Genomic DNA, 26223 nt, shown 5'->3' with positions numbered 1-26223 from the left:
AATATTTTCGCAACGCTCTCAGTGTTCTGAATGCAGCGCAGATTTGTCTCCTTTCGATGCTCTTGCACTCTCCCGGCGTTTTCTAACCGGTGGGAATTGCATTGCCTGTCTATTACCCCGCCTCACCTTGCCCGTTGTAAAGAGATCTTCAACATGGATGTTCGTCAGTTCGACTTTCTTGCTCCCCAGCCTTTTGCTGCCGTGAAAACCCGCGAGTCCTTCCTGGGCATGCCCAAGCGCGGCCTGGCGTTTCTCTTGGCGAACGTCATGTTCTGGCAACCGATGTGGGCGCAGGCCGACGGCATTGTGGTGGCCAACCCTAATACCTCGCTGGATCGCGCCGGCAATGGCGTGCCGATCATCAATATCGCCACGCCCAATGGCAGCGGGCTGTCGCACAACCAGTTCCATGATTACAACGTCGGTGCGCAGGGTGTCATCCTCAATAACGGATCGACTCAGACCACCGCCACGCAATTGGGTGGCCATATCATCGGCAACCCGAATCTGAAAAACAGCGGTTCGGCGCAAGCGATTCTCAACGAAGTCATCAGCGGCAACCCGAGCCAGTTGCGCGGCTACACCGAAGTGGCGGGGCAGTCGGCGCGGGTAATCGTTGCCAACCCTTACGGCATTACTTGCAACGGTTGCGGTTTCATCAACTCGCCGCGCGTCACGCTGACTACCGGCAAACCAGTATTCGATAACGGCCGGCTGGATCGCTTTCAGGTGGATCAGGGTTCGGTGGCCATCGAAGGTGCAGGCCTCAACGCCACCAACGTCGACCGTTTCGAAATCATCACCCGCAGCGCAAAGATCAACGCGCAACTTCAGGCGCAGAACCTGACGATTGTAGCCGGTCGCAACGACGTCAATGCACAAACGCTGAATGCCACAGCGCGCGCCGATGACGGCAGCGCCAAACCGCAACTGGCCATCGACTCCTCGGCACTCGGCGGCATGTACGCCGGCGCGATCAAACTGGTCGGCACCGAGGCCGGGGTCGGGGTGAAGCTTGACGGCAAGCTGATTGCCAGCGGCGGTGACATTCAGCTCGACGCCAACGGACAACTGAGTCTGGTCGACACCTCGGCCACCGGCGCGGTCAACGTCAAGGCCGCGAGCCTTGATGCACGCGGGCCGGTTTACGCCGGCACCGCGCTCACCGTACAAACCCAGGGCAACCTGACCAACCGCCAGACCCTTGCGGCTCGCGACAGCATCAGCCTCAGCGCGGGTGGCCAACTGACCAACGCCGGCGCCATCGATGCCGGCGTCAACGCCGACGGCCGCCGCAATGCCAGCGGCGACCTGAGCCTCACCACGCAAAATCTCGACAACACCGGCAAAAGCCTCACCGCCAGCCGCAATCTGACGATCAACGCCGCGCAAACCGTGAGCAACCAGGGCGGCACGCTCAGTGGGCAAACCGCCGTCATCAGCGCCGGTACCCTGGACAACAGCGACGGTGGCAAGGCGCAGAGTAGCGCCCACCTGAAACTCAATGCCGGCCAGGTGAACAATGCGCATGGGGTGATTCTCGCCGACACGCTCGACATCAACGCCCTGAGCCTCAACAACCGCGATGGTGTCGTCACCAGTGACAGCGATCTTCGCCTGACCCTGGAGCAGTCGCTGAACAATCATTCCGGTGAAGTATCCAGCGCCGGTGTTTCCCGAGTGGACGCAAACCGCGTGGACAACACATCCGGCCTGATGACAGGTACCGATAAGTTGACCCTGGCGGTGAAGAACGACCTGACCAACCATCTGGGCGTACTGGGCGCAGGAGGGGTTGCAGATCAATGCCGACAGCCTGGACAACAGCAACGCCGGCAAGATCCTCAGTGAGTCCGCCCTGAATCTACGGGTTAACAGAGTGTTGGATAACCGTAACAACGGGCTGATCAGCGCCGGCAATACGCTGCAACTGCAGGCCGTCGACGTTGACAACCGCGGTGGCAGTCTGACCGGTAAACAACGGGTGGCCTTGACCAGCACCACGCTGGACAACCGTGGCGCCAGGCTCACGGCTGGCGGTGATCTGCAGTTGCGAGTCGATCAGTTGGACAACCGCCAGCAAGGCCTTGTCAATGCTCAGGGGGCACTCGATTTTCAGGGAACACTGCTCAACAATCAGCAAGGTGTACTGGGAGCTGTAGGCCCCTTGTACCTGCAAGTGAAAACACTGGATAACACTGGCGGACGGATTTCCAGCAGCGCCGATCTGACGGCGTACGCAGACCGTTTGAGTCAGCAATACGGCAAGTTGATGGCGCTGGGTAATCTGAGCCTTTTCGGGACTCATCTGGATAATCAGTCAGGTGGTCTGATCGGGGCGACAAAAGCGCTGAAGCTCAATGTCGATGTACTCGACAACCGGGGCGGCGAAATTTCTGCCGGTGCCAATATTGATGTGTCCGGTACCCAACTGGATAACAGTAACCAAGGCAAAGTCCTCGCGGGTTCGGATCTCGGGCTTCAGGTCACGCGCGTCATCAACCAGGCTCAAGGGTTACTGCGTGGTAAAGGCGCGGTGCTCCTCAAGGGGCAGCATCTGGATAACACCCAAGGTCAGCTGCTGGGACAGCAAAGTGTAAACATCGACCTGAGCGCTGAACTCGACAACACCCGAGGCAAGTTGGCCAGTACCGGGTCGCTGTTACTCAATTCTGGCGCAGCACTGATTAATCAGGAGGGTGTGCTGACCTCCGATTCTGGCGTGTCGATCAACAGTGCGAGTCTCGACAACCGTGCGGGTGAAATCAGTTCCCGGGCGAATGTGAAGCTGGTCACCGGCGATCTCGATAACACGCTGGGTGGTCGCTTGATCAGCAACGACCGACTGGACCTGGTGGCCGGACAGGTCAGCAATGGGCTGGACAGCCGCATCGCCAGCGATAACGCCTTGATCGCCAGTGTGACCGGGCTGGATCAGCAAGGCGGGCAGATGTTCAGCAAGCATTCGTTGAGTCTGAACCTCAATCAGGGCCGGTTGAACAATCAGGGGCTGATCACTGCCCCTTTGCTTGTGCTGAAAAACCTTGCGATGGTGGATAACCACGCCGGTGAAATCTCCAGTGCCCAAGGGTTCACCCTCAACGCCGCGAGCCTGGATAACAGCAACGGCAAACTCATCAGCAATCAGGCTCTGACGTTACGGATCGAGCAGGCACTGGTGAATGCCAAAGGTCTGATTTCCGCCTCTGCCTTGAACCAGCACAGCGCGAGCCTGGACAACAGCGAGGGCTTGTTGAGCAGCCGGCGTGAGCTGAATGTTGACGTTGATGATGAGTTGGTTAACCGCAACGGTTCGGTCGTTGGCGATGGTCACACACGACTGACAGCGCAGCAGCTCAATAACGACAACGGCAAAGTATCCAGCAAGGGCGACCTCACTGGCCGTTTCACTGATGTCAGTAATCAGAGTGGTTCGCTGACTACCTTGGGCATGCTCAAGCTGGACGCGGGCACTTTGCACAACCAGAAGGCAGGCCTGTTAGGTGGGGGTGCCGGTGGCATCCTGAACATTGGTGCGCTGGACAACCGCGGCGGGGAAATTATCAGCAACGGCTCCCTCCAACTGACGGGACAGAAGCTGGACAACAGTGACTCAGGCCAGATATCCGCCTCGGGCTGGCTGCACCTGACGGTAGATGAGGTGCTCAACCGCGACAAAGGTCACATGTCAGCACAGACAGGGCTGAGCCTGCTGGGTACTACGTTGACCAATACCGGTGGCAGCTTGAGCAGCCAGCAGAATCTCGATGTGCAACTTCTCGGCAATCTAGATAACGGGCAGGGAGAACTGAGCAGCGAAGGGCTGTTGACGGTAAGCGCGGCCAGCCTGAGCAACCGGCTTGGCATTCTGACCAGCGCTCGCAACCTGGCAGTCAGCACAATGCAGGGGTTGGACAATCAGGCCGGCGAGATTGTGACCGACGGCGCCTTGAAGTTGCAGGCGGGTCGCGTCGATAACAGTCATGACGGCACGCTCAGCAGCAAGGCTGCGATGGTGATTGGCACTGGCGATTTCAACAACAGCAATGCAGGTAACGTCAGTAGCACCTCGACGCTCGATATTCGCGCACAGCAACTGAGCAATAACGCTGGTGGACGCATCACCAGCAGCGGTGACTTGAGTGTCATTTCCAGCGGCCTCGATCAGCAAGGGGGCAAGCTGTTCAGTGAAGCATCGGTCACTCTGGATCTGAACGGTGGTCAACTGGATAACCGCAGCGGGCTGATCAACGGCCCATTGCTCATGTTGAAAAATCTGAAAGCTGTCGATAACCGCGACGGTGAGATTTCCAGCATGCAGGGTTTTTCCCTGAATACTGAAAACCTGGCCAACGACGATGGCAAGATCCTCAGCCAGCAAGGTCTGATCTTGCGCATTGAGCAGGCGTTGAACAACGCCAAAGGGCTGATCGTAGCTCAGTCGCTGGACGGGTATGCGGCCAGACTGGACAACGAGGGTGGCACGCTTTCCAGTCGCAGCGACTTGACGCTGGGTGTTGATGGATTACTCATCAATCGCAGCAAGGGGCTGATCACTGCTGGCGGCAACCTCACCCTTGCGAGCAAGGGTCTGGACAACCAGCAAGGTACGTTGCTGGGCACTGCCGTCGGCATCGATCTGGGCAGTTCTGGTGCCGATCTGAACAACGCGGCAGGTTTGATCACGACGACGGGCAAGCTGAGCATCAAGCACCTGCGCGACCTCAATAATCAGGGTGGAGAAATCTCCAGCAGTCAAAACCTGCAGCTGGGTGCACGAGTCCTCGATAACGGCAGCGGCAAGCTGCTCAGCAACGGCACCCTGCAACTGCAGGCTGGCAGTGTGATCAACCAGGGAGGCCTGTTATCGGGATGGCAAGGTCTCGAAGTTGCGGCGGATGACCTGGACAACCGTAACAACGGCACGCTTTCCAGTCGTGATGGAAACGTTGATGTACAGGTCGCCAACAATCTGCTCAACAGTGCCGGGGGAGCGTTGGTCAGCCACCAGGCGCTGACGGTTGCAGCCAACAGTCTCGACAATCGGGACAATGGCATTGTGTCCAGTGGAGCAGAGCAAGTCCTGACGGTCAACGCAGCGCTGCGCAACGGCCAAGGCGGCCTGATCAACAGTGCAACAACACTGAACCTGCAGTCCCAGTCCGTGGATAACGTCGGCGGGACGATCGGCGCCGGTGGGGCGATTGATATCACCACTGCAACGCTGGATAACACCTCCGGAACCTTGATCGGCAAGGATGCGCTGACCCTGAGTCTGCTTGGGGTGTTGACCAATACCCAAGGCAAATTGGCCAGCGCAGGCGACTTGCTGATCCGTGGGGCCAGTCAAGTCGACAATCAGGGAGGGCAACTGGCAAGCCAGAACTTGTTGACCCTGTTGACCGGCGGCCTGGACAACCGTAATCGAGGCACTGTTGCCGCCGCACAGGCGCTGGATATCCGCGGCGACGGTGCTGTGCAGAACGGTGATGGGGGGCTGATTTACAGCCAGAAGGCCGGCTTGCAACTCAAGGCGGCCAGTCTTGAGAACGCCGACGGCGCGGTGCAAAGCGAAGAGGGTCTTGTGCTCGATGTGAGCGGGAACCTCGACAACCAGCGAGGCAAGATCATCGCCCAGTCAGGCGATGTCACGCTGGGCGCCAGCTCCGTGGATAACCGTGGCGGGACGCTCGCCAGTCTTGCTGGCACTCTTGACGTAAAGACCACGGGCGCCCTGCGCAATGGTTACGACCTGAGCCAGATCCGCCAGGGCGGCATCATTCAGGCGCAGCGCCTGAGTTTCACCAGCGCTAGTCTGGATAACAACGGTGGCCGCGTTTCCGCGCAGAATAATGACATCTCCATCACCACTGGCAATTTCGACAACCGTAACGGTGGGCTTTATGGTCAGGGCGCTATTCGCATTTCGGCCAACGATTTCCTCAATACCGGAGACATCCCGGGCCAGGTGGCAGGCCGGCAAGTCGATTTCAGCCTGACCGGCGCGCTGGATAATCGTCTTGGTGTTATCGAAAGCGATGGCCAGTTGAAGGTCAGTGCCGCGAGCCTGAACAACCAGGGCGGACAATTGCGCGCGTTGGGTAAAGCAGGCAAAACCGAGTTTCAGATCGGTGGGCTTTTCGATAACCGCAATGGTCGTCTCGAAACTGCGAACTATGACCTGACACTCAATGCCGGCAACTTCCAGAATGCGGGCGGCCATGTATTGCACTCGGGCACCGGTACATTCGATATCAGCATGGCCAACCTCACGCAGGCGGGCGGTGATCTGCTCACCCGGGGTGGCCTGACACTGGCTGCCGATAGCTGGACCAACAATGGCGTAATCCAGGCCGGGCGTCTGACGGTCAACGTCAACACGCTCAATCAGACAGCGGGTGGTCAACTGCTGGCCTCCGACACCTTTATGGGCAGTGGTCGAAACTGGAACAACGAAGGGCTCATTGCCAGTGATGGCAGCCTTGGTTTGACCCTTGGCGGCACGTACAGCGGCAACGGCCGAGCCAGTAGCAAGGGCACTTTTGCCCTCGGTGCCGGGCAAGTGAATCTGACAGCAGCTGCCAGTCTTGCCGGCGGGGACGCCACCACAATCAACGTCGGTGGAGTGCTCGGCAATCAGGGTCGAATCAGTTCAGTCGGTGGGCTGACCATCAATGCAGGCGGGGTGAACAACTACGGCACCGTGGCCAGCAATCAGCACTTGCGGCTCAATGCTGGCAACGTATTAAACGATCACGGGTTGCTGTTCAGTGGCGCAGCCATGTCCCTGCTGACGCATGATCTGATCAATAAATATGGCGACGTCTACAGCATGGATAACCTGACTGTCGCCAGGGACGACGCCGGTAACTGGGCCGATCGCCTGGAAAACATTTCTGGAAATATCCAGAGTTCGGGCGACATGTTGCTAAGGGCCTCTACCCTGGAGAACCGCAAGGATTTCTTCAAGGTGACTTCCCAGCTGACTTCAGGGGCGATCGGCCTGCGCCAGACGGGCAATCAGTCGGGCCACATGGTGCTGATGGAGAACTACGAAACCAAAGTCGAAGCCGACTCGGCCGCGGCCAACATCTCGGCGGGGCGTAATCTGGACATCGCGGGTGGGAACCTGACCAACTCTGCCTCGGTAATCACCGCCGCTGCGAACCTGAACGCCAACCTTTCCAATTTCACCAACACCGGCGCGACGCTGGGCACTTACTCCACACTCAAGTCCTTTGCGCTGCCGGAGGTCCGCAAAGACAAGGCGATCATCCAGCTGTGGCGCTCGTTCATGGAATACAACGCGGTCAATGATCCTTCCTACAAAGGACCGGTTGGCAAGCAGATGGCAGCGTTTCGCTCTTGGGATGTGAACTGGAACGAGTCGGTGGTGACACCGAGAGTGTCTGTCGCTACTGGGGGAGCGGTCATACAAATATCTATTTCGGCTGGAAACATTACACAAGCACGGGTAGCCCGGAACAATTCCGCAGTTATTCGCCAGCGCCGGCCTATAACCAGGCCAATCCGGCGCCGCTCCCGGCGGCGGTGCAGAACGTCACGTTCTTCGACACCAAGACCATCACCAGCCCTGGCGTGGCAGGTGATGCTACCGCCGTCGTTCAGGCCGGCGGCAGTCTGACGATCAATGCCACGAAAAGTCTGACCAACAGCGTCGAGCGAGCAGGCCAGCCTGTTTCTCTGAAGAACGGCCGTACGTATGAATCCACCCTGCCAGGCGCTCCGTCGGTAACGGTCATTAACGTACAGTCCCATTTGCCACCGGATCTGGCGCAGCAACAAGTCAACCCGCTCGCCCTTTCGGGATTCACCTTGCCGCAAGGCCAGAACGGTCTGTTTCGCTTGAGCGGCCAGACGTCGACGGTGGCGGTTAACGCCGGACCGGATATGCGCATGGGCAGCGCGACGATCAGCGTCGGTAAACACGAACCAGGATTTCCCGCCAGACCGACGACGGCGATCAAGGCCGTGGATGCCGCTTCAACTGCCGCAAGCAGCCTGACGATTGATCGGGTCAGCCAAGACCTCAATGTCGACGACGCAGCCTCAAAACTCAGCACGGCAATGGCCGGCAACAGCGCGACTCAGACAGCCATTCCCAAACGTTCACTGACGGCCGCCGATTCGCCTTTCAGTGCGCAGAACCTGACCCGGGTGCAAGGTCTGCCAGATACCAGTGTGCGCAGCAATCCACACAAATACCTGATTGAAACCAATCCGGTACTGACAGACCTCAAGCAGTTCATGAGCTCGGATTACTTGCTGGCCAATCTCGGTTACGACCCTGATATCAGCGCCAAGCGTCTGGGTGATGGTCTATACGAACAGCGATTGATTCAGCAAGCCGTTGTCGCGCGCACCGGACAACGCTTTATCGATGGCCAGACGTCGGACGAGAAACTGTTCAAATACTTGATGGACAACGCCATCAAGAGCAAGGATCAACTCAATCTGGCACTGGGCGTCAGCTTGTCGGCCGAACAGGTGACAGCGCTGACCCATGACATCGTGTGGCTCGAAAAACATGAGGTGAACGGAGAGTCCGTGCTTGTCCCTGTGCTTTATCTGGCACAGGCCAACAATCGCCTGGCGCCCAATGGTGCATTGATTGCCGGTAACGACATCAACTTGATTGCCGGGCAGGATCTGAACAACGTAGGTACGTTGCGGGCAACCAACAACCTGTCCGCCACTGCGGGGAACAACCTGGTCAACAGTGGACTGATCGAGGCGGGCAATCGTCTGGATCTGCTGGCGACAAATAATCTGATCAATGCTGCAGGCGGGATCATTTCCGGTCGCGATGTCAGCATCACAGCCACCGAGGGTGATCTGATCAACGAACGCAACGTCATCCAGAGCCAGACCACCTTCGGCGGCACGACGCTGCAACGCAGCTATCTCGATACCGCCGCCAGAATAGAAGCGGCAAACAATCTGAGCCTCACCGCCGGGAGAGATGTCAGCAACCTCGGTAGCGAGTTCAAGAGCATTGGCGATACGACGATCAAGGCTGGGCGTGACGTCAATATCACGGCCCTTGAGCAGCATGACGGTCTGAGTATCGGATCGCATTCGCGCACCAGCACGGTGGTGCAGAACGGTGCAGTCGTGGACGTGGGAGGTAATCTGAAAGTCAATGCCGGTCGTGACATCACCGCCATTGCAAGCCAGATAGCTGCCCAACGCGACATTACGATGGCGGCCACCGGTGACTTGACCCTTTCCTCGGCAGCGAACGAGCAGCACACCTACAACAAGAGCAAAAAGGTCACCACTTCAACGGACAAAATCACCCAGGTTTCCACGACGGTGCACAGTGGCGGCAATGTTTCCTTGAGCGCCGGTAATGACATGGAAATTGTCGCCAGCCGGATTGAAGGTGCTGGTGATGTCGATATCGATGCCGGGCGGGATCTGCTCGTGACCTCGGCCAAGGACGAAGATGCTTCGTCCTACCTCAAGAAAAGCAAAGGCTCATCCGGTCGCCGCAAGACGACCCAGAAGGAAAGCTACGACAGCACCAATGTCGCCTCGGTGATCGAGGCCGGACGCAACCTGACCGTCAACGCCAGCCTGTCGGACAAGGGCGGTGTTTCTCTGGAGGGAGGGCACGATGTCACCGTGATCGGCAGTCAACTGAAAGCCGGAAACAATCTGGTTCTGGGCGCGTTGAATAATGTCTCGGTGCTCTCGGCGACTGACGAACACAGTGATTTCAGCAAGACCACCAAGAAGGGATCTTTCGGTCTTTCCAAAAGTGGCAAAACTACGGTCAACAGCAGCACCATCCAGATCGCCAGCGAGTTGGAAGCGGGCAATGACATCGTTGTCGCTTCGGGTAAAGACTTTCTCTTGCAGGCCAGCACTGCAGCGGCGGGCAACGACGTTGAGTTCCGCTCTGGTCTGGTGGACGACACGGGTGACATCAATCTGATTTCGGCCAATGACACTGACTACAGCCGCAGTGAAGCCTACAAAAAGAAAACCGGTCTTTCGGTTTCGGGTGGCTTCCTGTCCCTTTCCTCCGCCAAAGAAGCGGGCCGGCAGGGGCAGGGCAGCACCAGTGTGGGCAGCATGGTGGTGGCGGGGCGAGACACGATTCTGAGTGCCGAGCGCGATATCAATGTACTGGGCAGCGGTATCGATGCAGGACGTCATGTCAACATGGACGCTGGTCGTGACGTCAACGTGATGGCTGCTTCCGATGAGCGTGCCGAGCAAGCATGGTCGAAGTCCAAGCGTGCGGGTATCGGCATTTCCAGCGATGACAACGGCGTGGGCTTCTTTGCCGGCGCGGAGGGTCTCAAGGAAAAGAATCGCCTGGAACAGAAGACCGGTGCTGCCAGCCAGATCAGTGCGGGACAGGATCTGGCCATCAACGCCAAGCGTGATATCAATCAGATCGGTTCAGATCTGCAGGCCAATAACGATATCGACTTGAATGCCGGGCGCAACATCAACATCGATGCCGGGCGCGAAACCCTGTTGGTAGAACAACAGCGCGAGAACGAGAGCAACGGCCTGGGCGTTCGGATCGACCACAACTATGGCCAGACGAAAGACGCGGTCAATGGCGCGGGGAAAGGCGAAGACAATGTCAGCAAAGGCTCAAGTACCCTCAAAGCGGTGGACGGTATCAGTCAGTTCCTCAACGGACCGACAGCAGACGTCAAGTTCGGCAACAGCAAGCAAAGCAGCAGCCAGCAAACCTTCGAGCAGAGCAGTCGATCGTCGACGCTCAATGCCGGCCAGGATCTGAACCTCAACGCCAAGAATGATGTAACGGTAAAAGGGGCAAAATTCCTCGCCGGGCGCGACATCAACGTCGCGGGTCGTGACGTTACCTTTGATGTCGCCAAAGGCGGTGTCAGCCAGGACAGCACGCAACGCGAAAGTTGGGGCGGCATTCACGGCGGCACCAGCGGCGGCTTCAAGATCGGCATCGGTGGCAGCTACGGAATCGCCACTGAAGACGGCTCGCATGGCACGTCTACGCCGACGCAACTGGGCGCTGGCCGGGACGTCAATCTGCAAGCTGACCACGATCTGAATCTGATCGGCACGCAGGTCAGCGCTAAACGGGATATTGAGCTCAACGCTGTCAATGATCTCAATATCCGCTCGGCACAGAACGACAGCAGTAACGATAGCAACCGCCACAACGGTGGCGGTGAAGTGGGTCTGGTCTTTGGTTCCGAGGGTGTCGGCGTTTATGCCAGTGTCAGCATGGGCAAGGGCGATCTGGAGCGCGAGGGTAATCGCCAGCAAGAGGCTTATCTCTACGCCGGCGACAAGTTGGGCTTTACCAGTGGCAAGGACACCAACATCGACGGCGCCACGTTACGCGGCGATGAGGTGAATGGGCGCGTGGGCGGGGATCTCAATGTCTCTTCTGTGGCCGACACGGGAAAGGTGAAGGGCAAAGAGTTTGATATCAGCGTTACCGCCACGTTTGGTCCGGGTGCTGGTGTCAGTGGTTCGGTCGGTTACGGCCAGACCACCGGCAAGACGAACTGGATCGAACAGCAAACCAGCATCACCGGTAAAAGCAAAGTCGATATCCGTACCGAAAATCACACTCAACTGGACGGTGCACTGATCGCTGCCGACAACGGTAATTTGAAACTGGATACCGGCACGTTGGGCTTCAGTGACATCGCCGGTACAGACAAAGAGCACGGTTATTACCTGAACGTCGGTGGCAGTTACACCGCTGGCAAAGGCAGCGGTGCTCAGGACGGCAGTCAGGTTGGTAAAGGCAAGGAAGGCGAAACTGGCTGGAGCGTCAACGGCTGGAAGTATGACAAAGACCGTGAACAGATCGTGCGCGGCACCGTCGGCGCCGGCGAGATCGTGGTACGCCAGGACGCCGAAACGGGCAAGGATTCGACTGTCGGTTTGAATCGCGACGTAGACAAAGGTTACGAAATCACCAAGGACAAGGAGTCTCGCACCGATCTGTACGTGAGCAAATCGTCACTTGAGGCCGTTGCCGATCCTTCGGGCACATTGAAGGACTGGGCGGAAAAAATAGAGAACTACGGTGACGCCACTCAGGGCTCTATCGAAGCTGCGCTGTCCCTCGTCACAGGGCCTGTCAACCTGGTTGGTCAGGCCTGGAAGAATCTTCAGGCACAGCGAGTATCGCTGGACGACGTACCTGCGCAAGCGCGCGCGACGTTTGGTGATGATCTTGCCCTGAACATTGCCAAAAACTTTGTGCGAAATGGAATCGATCCGGGAGCTATCAATGATCTCCAAGAGAAAAACATTGCGGTTATTCAAACGTATGTAGGGGTACTTGACGAATTCACCCGACAGCAGACCTGCCCTGGTCCGGGGGCTTGTGATGCGAATAGCGATGGTCCAAAACAATCGGAGTCTGATAAGCCCAGCGAAAACCATGGAAATGGTCTGCCGGACTGGGCCAAGGAACTGATTCCGACTACTCCTGGTGGCAAGTTATTGGCTGAGACCGAGCGGTTACAGGTAATGCTGGACAAGCTGCCGAAGGAACAAGCCCAGTTGGTGGCATTGGGTATTCAGGCTGCGATGGGACCGGCAAAGATGGCCGTGGGTCTTGCAGGGAATGTTCTGATCGCGAAGTTGTTTGGCGATAAAATAGACGCCGCCAAAGATTCAGTTGCCAAAGCCATCGCGAGCAAGCTCAGCGGAGAAGATCAGGATGACCTAGAGTCCAGCGATTACCTCTTCAAATACATGTTTGAGGCGGGTGAGACACAACAACAGGGCGACATCTATGTTCGCGGCGCCACGACCCTACTGAACATTGCGTTGGGCACAGCAGCCAACATGGCCGGTGCCGCTGCGGGGAAAGTCTTCAATGTCGCGGGTACGAAAGGAGTCATCAAGGCGAGTGAAACCATTGGTCAACCGGTGGAGGCCGTGATCGGTGGGCGCAAGCGCCTGTTGCGGGTCGATATCGAGCCTAATGGTAAGCTTCAGATACAGTCGGGAGGCGGCAAGGATTCGATCGTGGATTTCCGCCCGGACCTGTCTAAACCCCTGGCACCACAGATCAATGCGTTCTTCAAACGACTACCCAAGTCAGCGAGAGACCAATTGATCAGAAACGCTGAGAAAGGCCTGAAGCGCTTGCAAGAAACAGGGAACATGTAATGAGCAATAGATACGCTGTTATTTTGGAGTCGGAATCTGTTTTACCGGAAAGAGAGTTGTTGGTCAGTGAGGCATGGGGCAGCGTTCCTGTTTCTTACGTTCAGGATCAAGAGATTTTTAACGAATGCAGCTTTTTGGATTTAAAAGTCAACAAGTGGGAAGTCAACAGTCAGTGGAGCAGTAAGCAGGACCTCGAACCCTTGATAAGAATCGAAAAGCTTACAGATGAAGGGCTCGAGGAGTTCCTTCAACAGGAGGGCTGTCGCTGGTCTTTGGATATGGCAGGAAAAAAACTCATCATTATTGAGATGGATGAGGGAGGGGGGCGGTGGACGATATGTTGTTAATGCGGTTACTGTCAGTTTTCCATGCTCGATTCAAGGTTTATAGCTGCTCAGACAGCATCGAAGAGTTGAGTGATGCCTCCTTTCCCACCCAGCAATCTGTTCGCGACCGTCTGATCAAGTGTGAGTAGTTGCAATCTATGATGTGCATTTTCTGGCGAATCAAAGGCTAATGTCGTTCAGTGTGGCGGACCCTGGAGATTTTTTGTCCTGTCCTGAGGCAATGGCAAGAAGTGATCTCGCTGTAACACCTGATGCACGCAACAAAGGACGGCCGTTGCCGTCCGTTTCCACCTGACGCGCCGTTATTTTTCGTGGCGGCAGCTCGAAGCCTTGTCAACTGCATACCGATCATGATGTCGCACCCATTCCATGATCTCGTCTTCATTCCTGCCCTTGGGCGTCAGATCAAGGTAGTGGTAAGCGCCGACCAGCATGTCCAGACCGCGTGCGTACGTTGAATAGGTGTGAAAAATCTCGCCTTCGTCATTGCGATAAAACACGCTCAGCCCCGGCATTTCTTCCTCGGCGCTGTCGGTTTTTTCGTAATTGTAGGTAGCCTTGCCCTCGGCGACGTCTTCAGCCCGGGCGCAGACGCCGAAGTCGTAATTGAAATCGCAACCTTCTGACGAAACCCAGTCGAATTTCCAGCCCATGCGTTGTTTGAACGCCTGAAACTCGCGCAACGGCGCGTGGGAAACGGCGACAACTGCGACGTCGTGGTGGGCCAGGTGCTGGTTGGCGCCGTCAATGTGGTCACTGAGGAACGAGCAGCCCTGGCAGCCTTCTTCCCAGCCTTCAGCAAACATGAAGTGGTAGATGATCAACTGGCTGTTGTTGCCAAACAAATCGTTGAGCTTCAGTTCGCCGTTCGGACCTTGGAAGTGATAGTCCTTGTCGACTTTCACCCACGGCAGGGCGCGGCGCTCGGCGCTGAGGCGATCGCGTTCCCGGGTGAAGGCTTTTTCGTGGGCCAGATGCTGCTGGCGGGCGGCGAGCCATTCTTCGCGTGATACCACCGGATGGTTTGTAACGCTCATGACCATGTCTCCTGCGGGTTGAACCGGCTGTTTCAGACTAGTCGTTTAACCAGGGAGAGAATCGACAGACCGCCGGTCGGTCGCCGCGAAGATATGCGGCTGAACGGCTGCGCAGCGCTTGGGTCACAACCTTTGAAAGCGGCACAAATCACCCGCACCGGAGGTTGAACCAGGATGACAACTTATAACTGGGATTTGATTGAACGTTTGCTGCATGAAGTGCAGAACAGCGCTGGACAGAGCTTCGCTCCCCGCGCTTATGCCGAAGCCTACGCGGCCGAGAAAGCCAGCGCTGGCGAGCCGATCGAGAATCTCGACCATTTGAAAACGTTGGCCTGTGAGTATGAAAGTCTGCTGCTTGACCGTGGTTATATCGAGCCGCGTCCGGATCATGAAGGCAGTACCGGCAACAATTTCATTCTGACGCAGCGCGGTTCCAGCCTGTTGAGCCTGATCGACAGCAGCATCCCCGGCAACGATCATCCGCGTCAGGTGCTGGATGAGCAGGAGGATGCGCTGGATGAGGTGACATTTGATGAAGTCGCTTCAAAGGCTCAAATCGCCTGAGCCAGCGAAATCCCCTGTGGGAGCGAGCCTGCTCGCGAATACGGTTTGTCAGTGACATTGAACTGTCTGATACACCGCTTTCGCGAGCAGGCTCGCTCCCACATTGGATTCCAGTAATCTCAAGGTTTCTGCGCGGCCTTCAGGCATTTCAGGTCATTGAAGTCCTTACGCACTCCCTCGATTTTCTTCAACAACCGCTCACGCTGTTGCGGCGTGCTCTGCGCCATCAGATCGACAAACAGCGAGCGTGCCTGGGCTTCAGTGTTGGCGTAGGCCTCGCGGTAGTCCGCTGTCCACAACCGCTCGCGGTTGACTAGAAGTGTCTCGATGCGTTGTGGGAATTCCGGGCTTTGGCGTTGCGCAACGGCGGCACTGAACTGTTGCTGCCAGTGCGCGCGGTTGGCGATCCATTGAGTGTTCTGGTCGCCCAAGGCGTTGGTCCAGGCCGCGACGCGTTGTTTCTGTGTGTCGCTGAGCGGACCCAGCCAGTCGTTCAGGCGTTTTTCCATGCGCTCGCCGCGTTCCTTGATCTGTTGGGCCAACGGCGGTTTCACGTATTCCTGCTGACGTTTGCGCAAATCCTTGGCAAACGCGTCGTTCATTTCTGCGACCTGTTTATCGTCCAGGCCCTGCAGCAACTCAATGGCCGAAGGGGTGATTTCCCGGGCGGTTTCGGCAATGGCCTGCTTGGCTTCGGCGGTGCGCTCCTGTAGCGCGGCGTCGCTGACCTGATTGCTCTCGACCATGGCCTGCAAACGGTCCAGCCAGTCGAGGTAATCGGGTAACTGCGTGGTGCAATGCCAGCTCAGGTGTTCTTTGAGCCGGTCGTTGAACCAGTCTTTCTGCTCGCCGTTCATGTCCACGTAGTCACTTAGCGACCATGGAATAATCACGTCGAGGTTGCGGTAGGCAAGGCCCACGCGGCTGCAAGCGCCGAGGGCGAGGGTGAAGATGAGCAGGGCGGCAATCTGTTTGAACCAGCGAGACATGGGCAAATCCTTGCGAGAGCCTGGCGTCGGAAATCTGATTCTTATGTGATGCAGGATGCGCGCGGCAGTTCAGCCGATCAATAGAACGTGCGTACAGCCTTGAGGGTGACGAGGCCGTCGCACTCGCTGTTGTGCCCGGAATAGGCCGAGCAATCGCTGCCACTAAGGCTGGAATTGCTGTAGATCAGATCGAGATCGACGCCCATGAATGGTCGCGACAGCTTCACCGACCAATCGGTGAAATTGCTGACATAACCACCGTCCACCGCCACCGGTGTGTTCAGTTGGTGGGTGGTATATTTCATGCTCACGCCGATGCCGAACGGCTGATTGCCAGTGAGGTCGGCAAACAAGGTGTTGTTCTGTTTATCCGGGTCGTTGCTCAATGCGATGCCGAAGCGACTGCCGAGCAGAGTCAGACCGCCGAACAGCTCCTGGCTGTCGAGAGTGTCCACGCGGGGATAGCTGTAATGGATCATCCCGACTTCATAGCCGAGCACCTGATCGAAAGGTTGCTTGAAGCCGACGTAGGAATCGATCTCGAGGTTCTTGCCCGGGCTGATGCCCATGCTCGGCGCGTACTGGCCGAAATACACGCCGCTGTCGTGGCTCAGATCAAGGCCACCGTGAAACGAGCCGACCGCCGCCGGCTTGACCAGTCCCTGGGCCATGCTGCGGCTGGGCGTGGTGCCGAGCTTGAGATCGAAGTCGCCCAGTTCGCCCTGAAAAACCTGCGCGTGCGCGGTCGCGCCTAACAGCAGGCTGACGAACAATAAACAGGGAAATGGGCGCATGCGTCACTCCATGAACCGCGAGCGCAGGGCGAAGGCCTGCTGAAACGCTTGATCTAGACGCGTGCAAGGATACCGGCGAATGCCCGGCATTGATGGCCGTTCGTCGATTTTCGGGAATTTTTGTTTAAAGCGAAGGGGTGTTGCGCGGTGCCAGTCCAGGCGCTTCGAAGCTCAAAGCGCCTCTGGACGGGGTAAAACCGGTGTTACTTCTTGCCCAGGCTGATCTGCTTGGACGGGCCGAATGTCTGGCCACTGACGCCTTTGGCAATTTGCTGGATCTCGCCGCCGGACTTGAGGAATGCTGCGATCTGATCGTTGATCGATTCGCTGGTTTCAACGGCTGGAGCTGGCTTTGCTTTGCTGGTGGATGCTTTTACACGCATGGCGGCCATTAACCTTTAGAAAAGTAACTCGGCCAGGCATCGTACAGGAATAACTTGACAATAGCTTGGTAAATATCCCCCGGAATAACCAACCGCAGCGCTGCATTATTGCCGGTTCGACACTATTAATGTTTCGCTAACTCCCTGTTTTAAATAAGAACATCGCGCGAGTGTGAGGCGATTGCGCACAGCCGCAAGCCGCCCGACCGGACTGACGAGCGGCACCTCACCGGGCAGTGATCAAGCAAAATCAACAGGTTGACGCAGATTTTCCGCTGCGAGGATCTGTCGCCCGACGTCTGCGGCAAAAACGGGTAGAATGCCGCCCACGTATTGAGGGTTTCGGAAATGGCTTTAGTCGGGCGTTACAACAGTTTGCAAGTGGTTAAACACACTAACTTCGGTTTATATCTGGACGGCGGTGCCGATGGCGAAATTCTTTTGCCCAACCGTTATATCCCCAAAGATATTCCCAGCGAAGATGAAGACTGGCTCAACGTATTCATTTATCTGGACAGCGAAGACAAACTTCTCGCCACCACGGAAAAACCCAAAGTTCAGGTCGGCGAGTTTGCCAGCCTGAAAGTGGTTGAAGTCAACAGCATCGGCGTGTTCCTCGACTGGGGCTTGCCGAAGGATCTGTTGCTGCCGTACTCGGAAGAAAAGCGCCAGATGACCGCTGGCGAATACTGCGTGGTGCACGTTTACCTCGACAAACACACGCGCCGCATCACCGCCACCGCGCGTCTTGATCGTTACCTCGACAAAACCCCGGCCACCTACAGCCCGGGCCAGGAAGTTGATCTGCTGGTGGCCGAAGCCACTGACATGGGCTTCAAGGCGATCATCAATAACAAGCATTGGGGCTTGATCCACAAGAACGAAATCTTCAAGTTCATGCGTTCGGGCATGCGCGAGAAAGGCTTCATCAAGGAAGTGCGCGCCGACGGCAAGATCAGCCTGAGCCTGCAACCGGTTGGCCAGGAAGCGGCGAGCAGCCTGAGTTCGAAGATCCTCGGCAAGTTGCGCGAAAACGACGGCACCCTGGCGGTCAGCGACAAGAGTGATCCGGCGTTGATCAGCAGCCTGTTCGGCGTCAGCAAGGGCAACTTCAAGAAAGCCATCGGCTCGCTGTACAAGGAAGGCAAGATCGTCATTCACGCCGATCGCATTGAACTAACCTGACTCACCGCAGGCCCATGTAGAAGCTGCCGAAGGCTGCGATCTTTTGATCTTGATCTTGAAAGTCGGCGGCTCCCACATCTAAAGGGGTGAGCCAATGAAAAAGGCGCTGATCGCATACGTCTCGACGCTACTGACGTTTCTGCTGCTCGATGGGATCTGGCTCGGGCTGCTGATGGCGCCGACCTATCGCGAACTGCTCGGTTCGCTGATGCTGGATAAACCGCTGCTGTTGCCCGCAGCGGTTTTTTATTGCCTGTACGTTATTGGCTGCGTGGTATTCGTGGTCTTGCCGGCGCTGAGCTGGCAGCGAGCGGCGAAGCTTGGTGCGCTGTTGGGGCTGGTGGCGTACGGCACTTATGACCTGACCAATTGGGCGACATTGCGCGACTGGTCGGTGCAGGTGAGTTTGATGGATTGGGCGTGGGGGACAGTGGCGACGGCCGTTGCTTGCACGGTGGGTTATTTGGTGGCGAAGCGGTTTGCCTGAGCTGCTCCGGCAGTTGTGTTGGCAATGCTGCCTCTTCGCGAGCAGGCTCGCTCCCACATGTTCACCGAACCCTCTGTGGGAGCGGGCTTGCCCGCGAATGACGGCGCAGCCGTCAACCATTCAGCGCTGACGCCACTGACCAAATAAAGGTCTTTTCCAGACGGCTTTTTCCGCGCATCTGATTGATAATCCCCGACACTGTTTCCTGACCAATGGATGGCCTGCCATGTTGTGTGTGTTCGAGGTGTTGCGGTGAGTGCCGAGCGGCGCAATGCCGACGGTTTTGCCCTGCAAGTGATGATCGGCCTGTGCCTGATCTGGGGTGTGCAGCAAGTCCTGATCAAATGGGCGGCGACTGACATCGCGCCGGTGATGCAAGCGGCGGGGCGCTCGGGAATCTCGGCTTTGTTGGTCGGTTTGCTGATCTGCTGGAAGGGCGGCTGGGATCAGGTCGGCAGCACCTGGCGCGGCGGTTTGCTGGCCGGTGCGCTGTTTGGTCTGGAATTCCTGTTCATCGCCGAAGGCCTGCAACTGACCACCGCCGCGCACATGTCGGTGTTCCTCTATACCGCGCCGATCTTCACCGCACTCGGCGTGCATTTCCTGCTGGCCAGCGAGCGTTTGCGCCCGTTGCAATGGCTGGGGATTCTGCTGGCGTTCATCGGCATTGCGATTGCCTTCGCTGGCGGTGTGTCGTGGGACAACCTTGATCGGCGCATGCTGCTGGGCGATGCCTTCGGCGTATTGGCCGGCGCTTGTTGGGGCGCGACCACCGTGGTGGTGCGGGCCTCGCGACTGTCGGAAGCTCCGGTGACATTGACCCTGTTCTATCAGTTGCTGGTCGGTTTCATCGGCCTGCTGTTGATCGCGCTGTTCAGCGGCCAGATCACTCATGTCAGCCTGACCACCGTGGCGGTGGCCAGTGTGCTGTTCCAGGGCCTGGTGGTGTCGTTCTTCAGTTACCTGGTGTGGTTCTGGCTGCTGCGCCGTTATCTGGCGGCCAACCTTGCGGTGTTTTCGTTCATGACGCCGTTGTTCGGCGTGACCTTCGGCGTGCTGCTGCTCGGCGAACAGTTGAGCCTGAACTTCGTCATCGGCGCCGTGCTGGTGCTGCTCGGCATCACTTTCGTCAGCGCCGAGCAGTGGCTGCGTCGGCGTTTGCGCAAGGCGCTGGGCCAGTAGCCCTGCCCTGCATCGCCAGCGCGCCGGCCAGCAACAGGCCGGCACCGGCGATCAGCAGCGCCGGCTGCAAGCCGCCGCTGAAATGGCTGCTCAGCGCCGCCAGCAGCGGGCCGCTCAGCTGGCCGACAGCGAAGCACGCCGTGAGCATCCCGGCGTTGCGCTGAGTGGCGTGGGGCGCCAGCTCTCGCGAACGCTGCATGACCAGTTGCATGCAGGCCAGAAACGGTGTGCCGCAGAGGATCACTCCCAACGCCAGGCCGACGCCGCTGCCCAGCAGGCACGCAAACACACCGGCCGCTTGCAGCCACAACGTCGCCATCAGCCAGTGCCGCGTGGTCTCGGGATCATGTCGGCGCAGACTCACCAACCACACACCGATCGCCGCGCCGAGGCCAAAGCACGGCCAGAACAGATCTGCCTGCCACTGGCCATGAAACTGCGCGTTGGCCATTTGCGCCAGAAACGTCGCCGGAATGATGTAGCCGATGCCGTACAGCGCATACACCAGCGCCAGCCGGACAATGCCTCGATTCGCTGTTTTCACATGCATTGTCGCTGGCCTCGCTGCCGCCGTGGGCTGCGGTAACAACCGCCAGACGCCGAGCATCATCAGCAGCGCAGCCGCCGCGTAAATCAGCCACAGGGTTGCCGATGTCTGCTGCAATCGATGTGAGACCAGCGCCAGCAAGCCTGTGAGAAAAATCCCCAGACCCGGTCCGGCAAAAACCAGAGCGCCCCAGCGCGGGCGACCCGCTGCCGCCGCCAGCGGCTGACTGAGCGAAGTAATCATCACCAGCACCCAGGCACTCGCCACGCCGGTACCAAAACGCAACAGCAGGTGCGACCAGAAACCGTTGGCCCAGAACGACGCCAGTGTCAGCAGCACGCACAGCCACAGCCCGCCATGCAGCCGTCGCTGCACCTGCTGCGGCCGCTGCGCGAACATCGCATCCACAGCACCAAGCAGATAGCCGAGGTAGTTGGCCGCCGCGATCAGCCCGGCGGCGGTGAGGTCGATCTGCCCTTCGCTGAGCAGGTGCGGCATCTGTGGCGTCAGGGCGAAACGGCCGATGCCCATGGCCATCATCAGGGCAACGAAACAGGCGGATAAACGTATCAGCGGCGACATGGTCGGGCTTCCTTCAAAGCAGCAATGACCGTCAGGCTAGGATCGATTGACTTTCTTTAAAATTGAATAATAGTGAGTAACTTGTTCTGTTCAGGAGAAGATTGTGGAATTCAGCCAGCTGCGGATATTTCAGGCGGTCGCCGAGGAAGGCTCGATCACCCGCGCCGCCGAGCGCCTGCATCGGGTGCCATCAAATCTGTCAACGCGGCTGAAACAGCTTGAGGAGCAACTGGGCGTTGAGCTGTTCGTCCGCGAACGGCAGCGTTTGCAGTTGTCGCCGGCGGGCAAGGTGCTGCTCGACTACACCGGCAAACTGTTTGCCCTGCGCGATCAGGCCAGTGCGGCGGTGATGGGCGGGCAACCGGCCGGGGATTTCGTGCTGGGCACCATGTACAGCACGGCGGCGATCCATCTGCCGGCGCTGCTGGCGCGTTATCACAAGCAATACCCGACAGTGAATTTGCAGGTGCAATCGGCACCGACCGGCGAATTGCTCGAAGGTTTGCTCACCGGCCGCCTCGACGCGGCATTGGTCGACGGACCGCTGCAACTGGCCGGGCTTGATGGCGTGCCGTTGTGCGAGGAACGGCTGGTGCTGATCACCGAAATCGACCATCCACCGGTACGCACCGCGCGGGACGTGGAAGGGCGTTCGGTATTCACCTTCCGTCAGGGCTGTTCCTATCGCATGCGCCTGGAGGCATGGTTCTCTCACTACCATGCGGCGATGGGCCGGGCGATGGAGATCGAGTCGTATCAGGGCATGCTCGCCTGTGTGATTGCCGGCAGTGGTGTGGCGTTGATGGCCGAGTCGATGTTGGCCAGCCTGCCGGGTCGCGAAAGCGTCGCGGTGCATCCGTTGGCCGAGCCGTTCGCGGGTGCGACAACGTGGCTCATGTGGCGCAAGGGTATGGCCGGGGCCAACCTGAATGCCTGGATCGACGTGCAGCAAGCGGTCTATCCCGTGGCTTTGCATGAAGTGCGGGAAACCGCGTGAACCAATCGCAACAGATTCTGTTCAATTCAGTAACAGATCATTGCGGATTTGGCCGAGCATTGCGTAGGACTTCGGACTATTATCAGTGCGAAGCGGCCTCAGAATTCCGGCCGCTCAGCACCACCCTGAAGGGGGCATGACGATGAAAGAGAAAATCCAGAACTGGCTGCACGATTTGGGAGTTGCCCTCGGTTTGATCGAACCGCCTCTGCAACCGGTACCGATTCGCACGGACGACGAACAGCGTCGGCGCCAGCCACGTCGCCGTTAATACCTCCGATCAGAGATTTCAGGATCGCAGCCGTCGGCAGTTTCTACAAATGGTAGGAGCTGCCGAAGGCTGCGATCTTTGCTTTTCGCCAAGCGAAAAAAACGGGTGTGGCTACCGACGCCACACCCGCTGAAGAAAACATCACCTCGTTACAGTCGATTCACACCGCAGTGGCCACGGTCGCCGGGCGCGGCGAGAACAGGCTCACCAGTACGAAGCTCACCAGGCTGACACCCAGGCTGTAATAGATCGGCGTGTTCGCGTCCATGCCGTCCTTGACCATGAACACCAGCGCAGTGACAAAGCCCAGCGTCATGGCGCTGATCGCCCCGGCAGTAGTCGCACGCTTCCAGAAAATCGCGCCCATCAGCGGAATCAGCATGCCACCGACCAAGAGGTTGTAAGCCAAGGTCAACGCGCTGATCACGTCATTGACGACCAGAGCAATGCCCAACACCGCGATCCCGGTCAGCAGAGTAAACAGACGGCTGACCGCGACATTGGACTGTTTGCCACCGCGCAGTTTCGGCAGCAGGTCTTCGGTCAGGGTGGTGGACGCGGCGAGCAGGCCGGCGCTGGCGGTGGACATCATCGCCGCCAGTGCGGCAGCGATCACCAGGCCACGGATGCCGTCGGGCAGCGAGACTTTGACGATGGCGGCGAACGCGTTGTTGACGTTGTCCAGATCCGGAATCAGCACATGCGCAGCCATGCCGATCAAGGCGCAGACCAGGCCGTAAATGATGCAGTAGATCCCGGCCGAGGTGCCGGCGTACTTGGCGACCTTTTCGCTTTTGGCGGTGAACACCCGCTGCCAGATGTCCTGGCCGATCAGGATGCCGAAGAAGTAGATCATGAAGTAGGTAATGATCGTGTCCCAGCCGATGCTGGTGAAGTTGAAGCTGGCCGCCGGCAGTTGCGCGACCAGTTGATCCCAGCCGCCTACGCGGTACAGGCAGATCGGCAGCAGCAGGAACATCAGGCCCACCGTCTGGATGCCGAACTGGACGATGTCCGTCAGGGTCAGCGACCACATGCCGCCGATCGTTGAATAAATCACCACGATACCGCCGCCCAGCATTACGGAAATCCAGAAGGGCAGACCGAACAACACTTGCAGCACGGTGCCGATCGCCAGAATCGAGGTCACGCCGATCATCAGCGCGTAAGCGAGCATGATTGTCGCACTGGCGGTGCGCGCCATCGGGTTGTAGCGCTTCTCCAGGACCTGGGTGACGGTGAATACCTTGAGTTTCAGCAAGGGTTTGGCGAGGAACAGGTTCAGCGCGACGATGCCGCAGCCCAGTGCCGCGCACAGCCAGAAACCGGAAATGCCATGCACGTAACCCAGACGCACGGTGCCGACGGTGGACGCGCCGCCGAGTACGGTTGCTGCCATGGTGCCCATGTACAGCGACGGCCCCAGATTACGCCCGGCAACCAGATAGTCTTCGTGGGTCTTGGCCTTGCGCATGCCGTAGTAGCCGAGAATCAGCATCGCAGCGGCATAAATGAGTACGACGAATAAATCCAAAGCCATGATGGCGTGTCTCCGATTGTCTTTTTTATGGTCAAGCAAATGGGGTCTGCAATGCTTCCTGTGGGAGCGAGCCTGCTCGCGAAGGCGGTCTGTCAGTCACACCATTGTTGGATGTGCTGAAGTCTTCGCGAGCAGGCTCGCTCCCACAGGGTTTTGCGTTTATTCAGGCGGCCTGACGTAGTTCGGGTTTTATGGCGGCTTCGCTGCGCACATCCTTTGGCCCAAACACTTCCCTAGGTTCGGGGAACAGGCGCAGCAGCGTCAGATACACCACCGACGCCAGGCCCAATGTCACCGGCAAACTGATGTCGATGCCACCGGCCAGTTCGCCCAGCGGGCCGACGAACTGCCCCGGCAGGTTGACGAAGCACAGGCCGACCAGTGCGCTGGGGATCCACGCGCCTAGGCCGCGCCAGTTCCAGCCGTGATTGAACCAGTAGCGTCCGCCCTGTTCACCGCGGGTGAACACTTGCAGATCATCCGGGCAGTAGAAGCCGCGCCGCACCAGCAGGCCGATGATCATGATCACCATCCACGGGGTGGTGCAGGTGATGATCAGCACGGCGAAGGTCGACACGCTTTGCACCAGGTTCGCCGCAAAACGGCCGATGAAGATGAAGGCGATCGACAGCACGCCGATCAGCAAGGTCGCCTTGACCCGGGAGAGCACGCGCGGGAATACGCTGGACATGTCCAGCCCGGTGCCATACAGCGACGTGGTGCCGGTGGACATGCCGCCAATCACCGCAATCAGGCACACCGGCAGGAAGAACCAGCTCGGCGACACGGCCAGCAAGCCGCCGACATAGTTGTTCGCGGCGATGTAGTCCGGCGCTTTGATCGCGACGATGGTGGCGGTGGCGAGGCCGAACAGGAATGGGATCAACGTCGCCAGTTGTGCGGCGATCACCGCCAGCATGATCCGGCCCTTCGGCGTCTCACGCGGGATGTAGCGCGACCAGTCGCCGAGGAACGCACCGAAGGAAATCGGGTTGCTCATCGCCACCAGCGCCGCTCCGATGAATGCCGCCCAGAACCCGGCCTGACCCAGTGCCACGCTGCCGGCGTACTGGCTGTCGAAAGCAGGGGCGAAGGCGAAAATGCCGAGCAGGAACAACAGGCTCGCGGCCCACACGGCGATGCGGTTGACCCACAGCATGATGCGGAAACCGTAGATGCACACGGTCAGCACCAGCAGCGCGAACAGACCGTAGGCCAGGCCCAGGGTCAGGTCGGTTTCCGGCAAATCGACGAGGCGTTTGGCGCCGCCGACCAGCGCATCACCCGAGCTCCACACTGACAGCGAGAAGAACGCGATCGCCGTCAGCAACGACAGGAACGAACCGACAATCCGCCCGTGCACGCCGAAGTGCGCACCGGAAGACACGGCGTTGTTGGTACCGTTGAGCGGGCCGAACAGGCCCATCGGCGCGAGGATCAGCGCACCGACCACCACACCCAGGACAATCGCCCAGACACCGGCCTGAAACGACAGGCCGAACAGCACCGGGAAACTGCCGAGCACAGCGGTGGCAAACGTATTGGCGCCGCCGAAGATCAAGCGAAACAGGTCGCTGGGTCGGGCGTCGCGCTCATGATCCGGGATCTGCTCGACCCCGTTTGTTTCGATGCTGCTAAGGCTTTTTTCGTTGTTGTTGTTATTCATGATCTGCTCCGATCATCAGGCGCGCTCATCGTGCGTGAGCGTCACCATTGGCTAAGGGGGTGGCAGCCCTTCCGGCATTGCGGACAAATGTTCGTGACAGGCCAGCCATAGGCCTTGTTGTTCTAGGCTCGACGCTTGTCTTCTGAAAACAATCGTCTCGCGCTCCTGGCTGAAATGTTGCTCCCCTTGCATGCGCAGCTCGGTGGCCACGTCATGGATGAAAACCGCCACGTCACCCTGCAGGCTGACAAAGGCGTTGCTCGAGGTGCACGACAGCACCTCGAAACCATCCTCGGCACGCCAGCGGTCCCACAACGCCTGATAGGCATCCCGCGACAGCAATGGCTGGTCGAGGGTGTAGAAGACGAAGCTGGCATCGGCGCTGAACGCCCCGAAGTAAGCTTCGCGATCGTTACGCGCAAACGCGGCGACCAACTCGGCGGCCGCGTGCAAAACCTGATCACGTGCGTGCATGACCGACC

17 protein-coding genes and 1 pseudogene are annotated in these 26223 nt (G+C 58.4%); 10 read left to right on the top strand and 8 right to left on the bottom strand.

The window, feature by feature from the left end:
* Positions 1 to 153 precede the first annotated feature (153 nt).
* The 4 genes and pseudogenes from ACZZ0K_RS16860 (at position 154) to ACZZ0K_RS16845 (ending at position 13514) form a co-directional block, all read left to right on the top strand.
* Positions 154 to 1851: a two-partner secretion domain-containing protein gene (locus tag ACZZ0K_RS16860; RefSeq protein WP_463559220.1), complete on the top strand. Its 1698-nt coding sequence runs from the start codon at positions 154 to 156 to the stop codon at positions 1849 to 1851.
* Positions 1796 to 7645, top strand: a complete 5850-nt coding sequence (locus ACZZ0K_RS16855) for a beta strand repeat-containing protein (protein ID WP_463559219.1) — start codon at positions 1796 to 1798, stop codon at positions 7643 to 7645. Before ACZZ0K_RS16860 ends, ACZZ0K_RS16855 begins: the two co-directional genes overlap by 56 nt.
* A 134-nt stretch (positions 7646 to 7779) precedes the next feature.
* Positions 7780 to 13167, top strand: a pseudogene (locus ACZZ0K_RS16850) (hemagglutinin repeat-containing protein); the annotation flags it as partial.
* Positions 13167 to 13514 (top strand): hypothetical protein, encoded by a 348-nt coding sequence (locus ACZZ0K_RS16845; RefSeq protein WP_463559218.1) that lies wholly within the window; start codon positions 13167 to 13169, stop codon positions 13512 to 13514. The pseudogene ACZZ0K_RS16850 and the gene ACZZ0K_RS16845, both read left to right, overlap by 1 nt.
* 302 nt (positions 13515 to 13816) lie before the next feature.
* Here the strand turns inward: ACZZ0K_RS16845 and ACZZ0K_RS16840 are convergent, their stop codons facing one another.
* Positions 13817 to 14551, bottom strand: a complete 735-nt coding sequence (locus tag ACZZ0K_RS16840) for a DUF899 domain-containing protein (protein WP_463559217.1) — start codon at positions 14549 to 14551, stop codon at positions 13817 to 13819.
* Positions 14552 to 14725: 174 nt separating this feature from the next.
* On the opposite strand from ACZZ0K_RS16840, the gene ACZZ0K_RS16835 reads away from it, so the two are divergent.
* The gene (locus tag ACZZ0K_RS16835) at positions 14726 to 15118 is read left to right on the top strand and encodes a transcriptional regulator (protein WP_095180673.1); all 393 of its coding nucleotides are present in this window, start codon (positions 14726 to 14728) and stop codon (positions 15116 to 15118) included.
* A 119-nt stretch (positions 15119 to 15237) separates the two neighbouring features.
* Here ACZZ0K_RS16835 and ACZZ0K_RS16830 read toward each other — a convergent pair whose 3' ends face one another.
* The 3 genes from ACZZ0K_RS16830 to ACZZ0K_RS16820 all read right to left on the bottom strand — a co-directional run bounded on the left by ACZZ0K_RS16830 (position 15238) and on the right by ACZZ0K_RS16820 (position 17293).
* On the bottom strand, positions 15238 to 16107 hold the full coding sequence (locus tag ACZZ0K_RS16830) for a DUF6279 family lipoprotein (RefSeq protein ID WP_258707752.1): 870 nt from the start codon (positions 16105 to 16107) through the stop codon (positions 15238 to 15240).
* A gap of 77 nt (positions 16108 to 16184) precedes the next feature.
* Positions 16185 to 16901, bottom strand: a complete 717-nt coding sequence (locus tag ACZZ0K_RS16825; protein WP_258707753.1) for a TorF family putative porin — start codon at positions 16899 to 16901, stop codon at positions 16185 to 16187.
* A 203-nt stretch (positions 16902 to 17104) separates the two neighbouring features.
* Positions 17105 to 17293 carry a hypothetical protein gene (locus tag ACZZ0K_RS16820; RefSeq protein WP_016985943.1) on the bottom strand — a complete coding sequence of 63 codons (189 nt, stop codon included), beginning with the start codon at positions 17291 to 17293 and terminating at the stop codon, positions 17105 to 17107.
* A 339-nt stretch (positions 17294 to 17632) separates the two neighbouring features.
* On the opposite strand from ACZZ0K_RS16820, the gene ACZZ0K_RS16815 reads away from it, so the two are divergent.
* The 3 genes from ACZZ0K_RS16815 to ACZZ0K_RS16805 all read left to right on the top strand — a co-directional run bounded on the left by ACZZ0K_RS16815 (position 17633) and on the right by ACZZ0K_RS16805 (position 20138).
* A complete protein-coding gene (locus ACZZ0K_RS16815; RefSeq protein WP_016771157.1) occupies positions 17633 to 18469 on the top strand; it encodes a CvfB family protein in 837 nt (278 codons plus the stop codon).
* A gap of 94 nt (positions 18470 to 18563) precedes the next feature.
* The gene (locus ACZZ0K_RS16810) at positions 18564 to 18956 is read left to right on the top strand and encodes a DUF2177 family protein (protein ID WP_150636587.1); all 393 of its coding nucleotides are present in this window, start codon (positions 18564 to 18566) and stop codon (positions 18954 to 18956) included.
* A gap of 252 nt (positions 18957 to 19208) precedes the next feature.
* Positions 19209 to 20138 carry a DMT family transporter gene (locus ACZZ0K_RS16805; RefSeq protein ID WP_041478962.1) on the top strand — a complete coding sequence of 310 codons (930 nt, stop codon included), beginning with the start codon at positions 19209 to 19211 and terminating at the stop codon, positions 20136 to 20138.
* Here the strand turns inward: ACZZ0K_RS16805 and ACZZ0K_RS16800 are convergent.
* Positions 20086 to 21267 carry an MFS transporter gene (locus ACZZ0K_RS16800; protein WP_258707754.1) on the bottom strand — a complete coding sequence of 394 codons (1182 nt, stop codon included), beginning with the start codon at positions 21265 to 21267 and terminating at the stop codon, positions 20086 to 20088. The genes ACZZ0K_RS16805 and ACZZ0K_RS16800 overlap by 53 nt on opposite strands.
* A 103-nt stretch (positions 21268 to 21370) precedes the next feature.
* Here ACZZ0K_RS16800 and ptrR point away from each other — a divergent pair, with 103 nt between their 5' ends.
* Both ptrR and ACZZ0K_RS16790 read left to right on the top strand, forming a co-directional pair.
* A complete protein-coding gene (gene ptrR / locus ACZZ0K_RS16795) occupies positions 21371 to 22264 on the top strand; it encodes a putrescine utilization regulator PtrR (protein ID WP_252887478.1) in 894 nt (297 codons plus the stop codon).
* A gap of 142 nt (positions 22265 to 22406) precedes the next feature.
* The gene (locus ACZZ0K_RS16790) at positions 22407 to 22535 is read left to right on the top strand and encodes a PA1414 family protein (RefSeq protein WP_003184145.1); all 129 of its coding nucleotides are present in this window, start codon (positions 22407 to 22409) and stop codon (positions 22533 to 22535) included.
* 160 nt (positions 22536 to 22695) lie between these two features.
* Here the strand turns inward: ACZZ0K_RS16790 and ACZZ0K_RS16785 are convergent, their stop codons facing one another.
* The 3 genes from ACZZ0K_RS16785 to ACZZ0K_RS16775 all read right to left on the bottom strand — a co-directional run bounded on the left by ACZZ0K_RS16785 (position 22696) and on the right by ACZZ0K_RS16775 (position 26215).
* Complete coding sequence (locus tag ACZZ0K_RS16785; protein ID WP_258707756.1) at positions 22696 to 24075, bottom strand: sodium:solute symporter family protein; 1380 nt, start codon at positions 24073 to 24075, stop codon at positions 22696 to 22698.
* A gap of 163 nt (positions 24076 to 24238) precedes the next feature.
* The gene (locus ACZZ0K_RS16780; RefSeq protein WP_150742424.1) at positions 24239 to 25741 is read right to left on the bottom strand and encodes a purine-cytosine permease family protein; all 1503 of its coding nucleotides are present in this window, start codon (positions 25739 to 25741) and stop codon (positions 24239 to 24241) included.
* A gap of 51 nt (positions 25742 to 25792) precedes the next feature.
* A complete protein-coding gene (locus tag ACZZ0K_RS16775) occupies positions 25793 to 26215 on the bottom strand; it encodes a YybH family protein (protein WP_150636595.1) in 423 nt (140 codons plus the stop codon).
* Positions 26216 to 26223 lie beyond the last annotated feature (8 nt).

It is taken from the genome of Pseudomonas sp. AC255 (assembly GCF_979258175.1).
This window is presented reverse-complemented; position numbering and strand designations above follow the sequence as displayed.

Bases quoted from the DNA above. Each gene is read 5' to 3' on its own strand.
- ACZZ0K_RS16830 (WP_258707752.1), bottom strand. From the start codon at position 16,107: ATGTCTCGCTGGTTCAAACAGATTGCCGCCCTGCTCATCTTCACCCTC.
- ACZZ0K_RS16835 (WP_095180673.1), top strand. From the start codon at position 14,726: ATGACAACTTATAACTGGGATTTGATTGAACGTTTGCTGCATGAAGTG.
- ACZZ0K_RS16845 (WP_463559218.1), top strand. From the start codon at position 13,167: ATGAGCAATAGATACGCTGTTATTTTGGAGTCGGAATCTGTTTTACCG.
- ACZZ0K_RS16860 (WP_463559220.1), top strand. From the start codon at position 154: ATGGATGTTCGTCAGTTCGACTTTCTTGCTCCCCAGCCTTTTGCTGCC.
- ACZZ0K_RS16820 (WP_016985943.1), bottom strand. From the start codon at position 17,293: ATGGCCGCCATGCGTGTAAAAGCATCCACCAGCAAAGCAAAGCCAGCT.
- ACZZ0K_RS16780 (WP_150742424.1), bottom strand. From the start codon at position 25,741: ATGAATAACAACAACAACGAAAAAAGCCTTAGCAGCATCGAAACAAAC.
- ACZZ0K_RS16825 (WP_258707753.1), bottom strand. From the start codon at position 16,901: ATGCGCCCATTTCCCTGTTTATTGTTCGTCAGCCTGCTGTTAGGCGCG.
- ACZZ0K_RS16815 (WP_016771157.1), top strand. From the start codon at position 17,633: ATGGCTTTAGTCGGGCGTTACAACAGTTTGCAAGTGGTTAAACACACT.
- ACZZ0K_RS16810 (WP_150636587.1), top strand. From the start codon at position 18,564: ATGAAAAAGGCGCTGATCGCATACGTCTCGACGCTACTGACGTTTCTG.
- ACZZ0K_RS16790 (WP_003184145.1), top strand. From the start codon at position 22,407: ATGAAAGAGAAAATCCAGAACTGGCTGCACGATTTGGGAGTTGCCCTC.
- ACZZ0K_RS16785 (WP_258707756.1), bottom strand. From the start codon at position 24,075: ATGGCTTTGGATTTATTCGTCGTACTCATTTATGCCGCTGCGATGCTG.
- ACZZ0K_RS16775 (WP_150636595.1), bottom strand. From the start codon at position 26,215: ATGCACGCACGTGATCAGGTTTTGCACGCGGCCGCCGAGTTGGTCGCC.
- ACZZ0K_RS16800 (WP_258707754.1), bottom strand. From the start codon at position 21,267: ATGTCGCCGCTGATACGTTTATCCGCCTGTTTCGTTGCCCTGATGATG.
- ACZZ0K_RS16840 (WP_463559217.1), bottom strand. From the start codon at position 14,551: ATGAGCGTTACAAACCATCCGGTGGTATCACGCGAAGAATGGCTCGCC.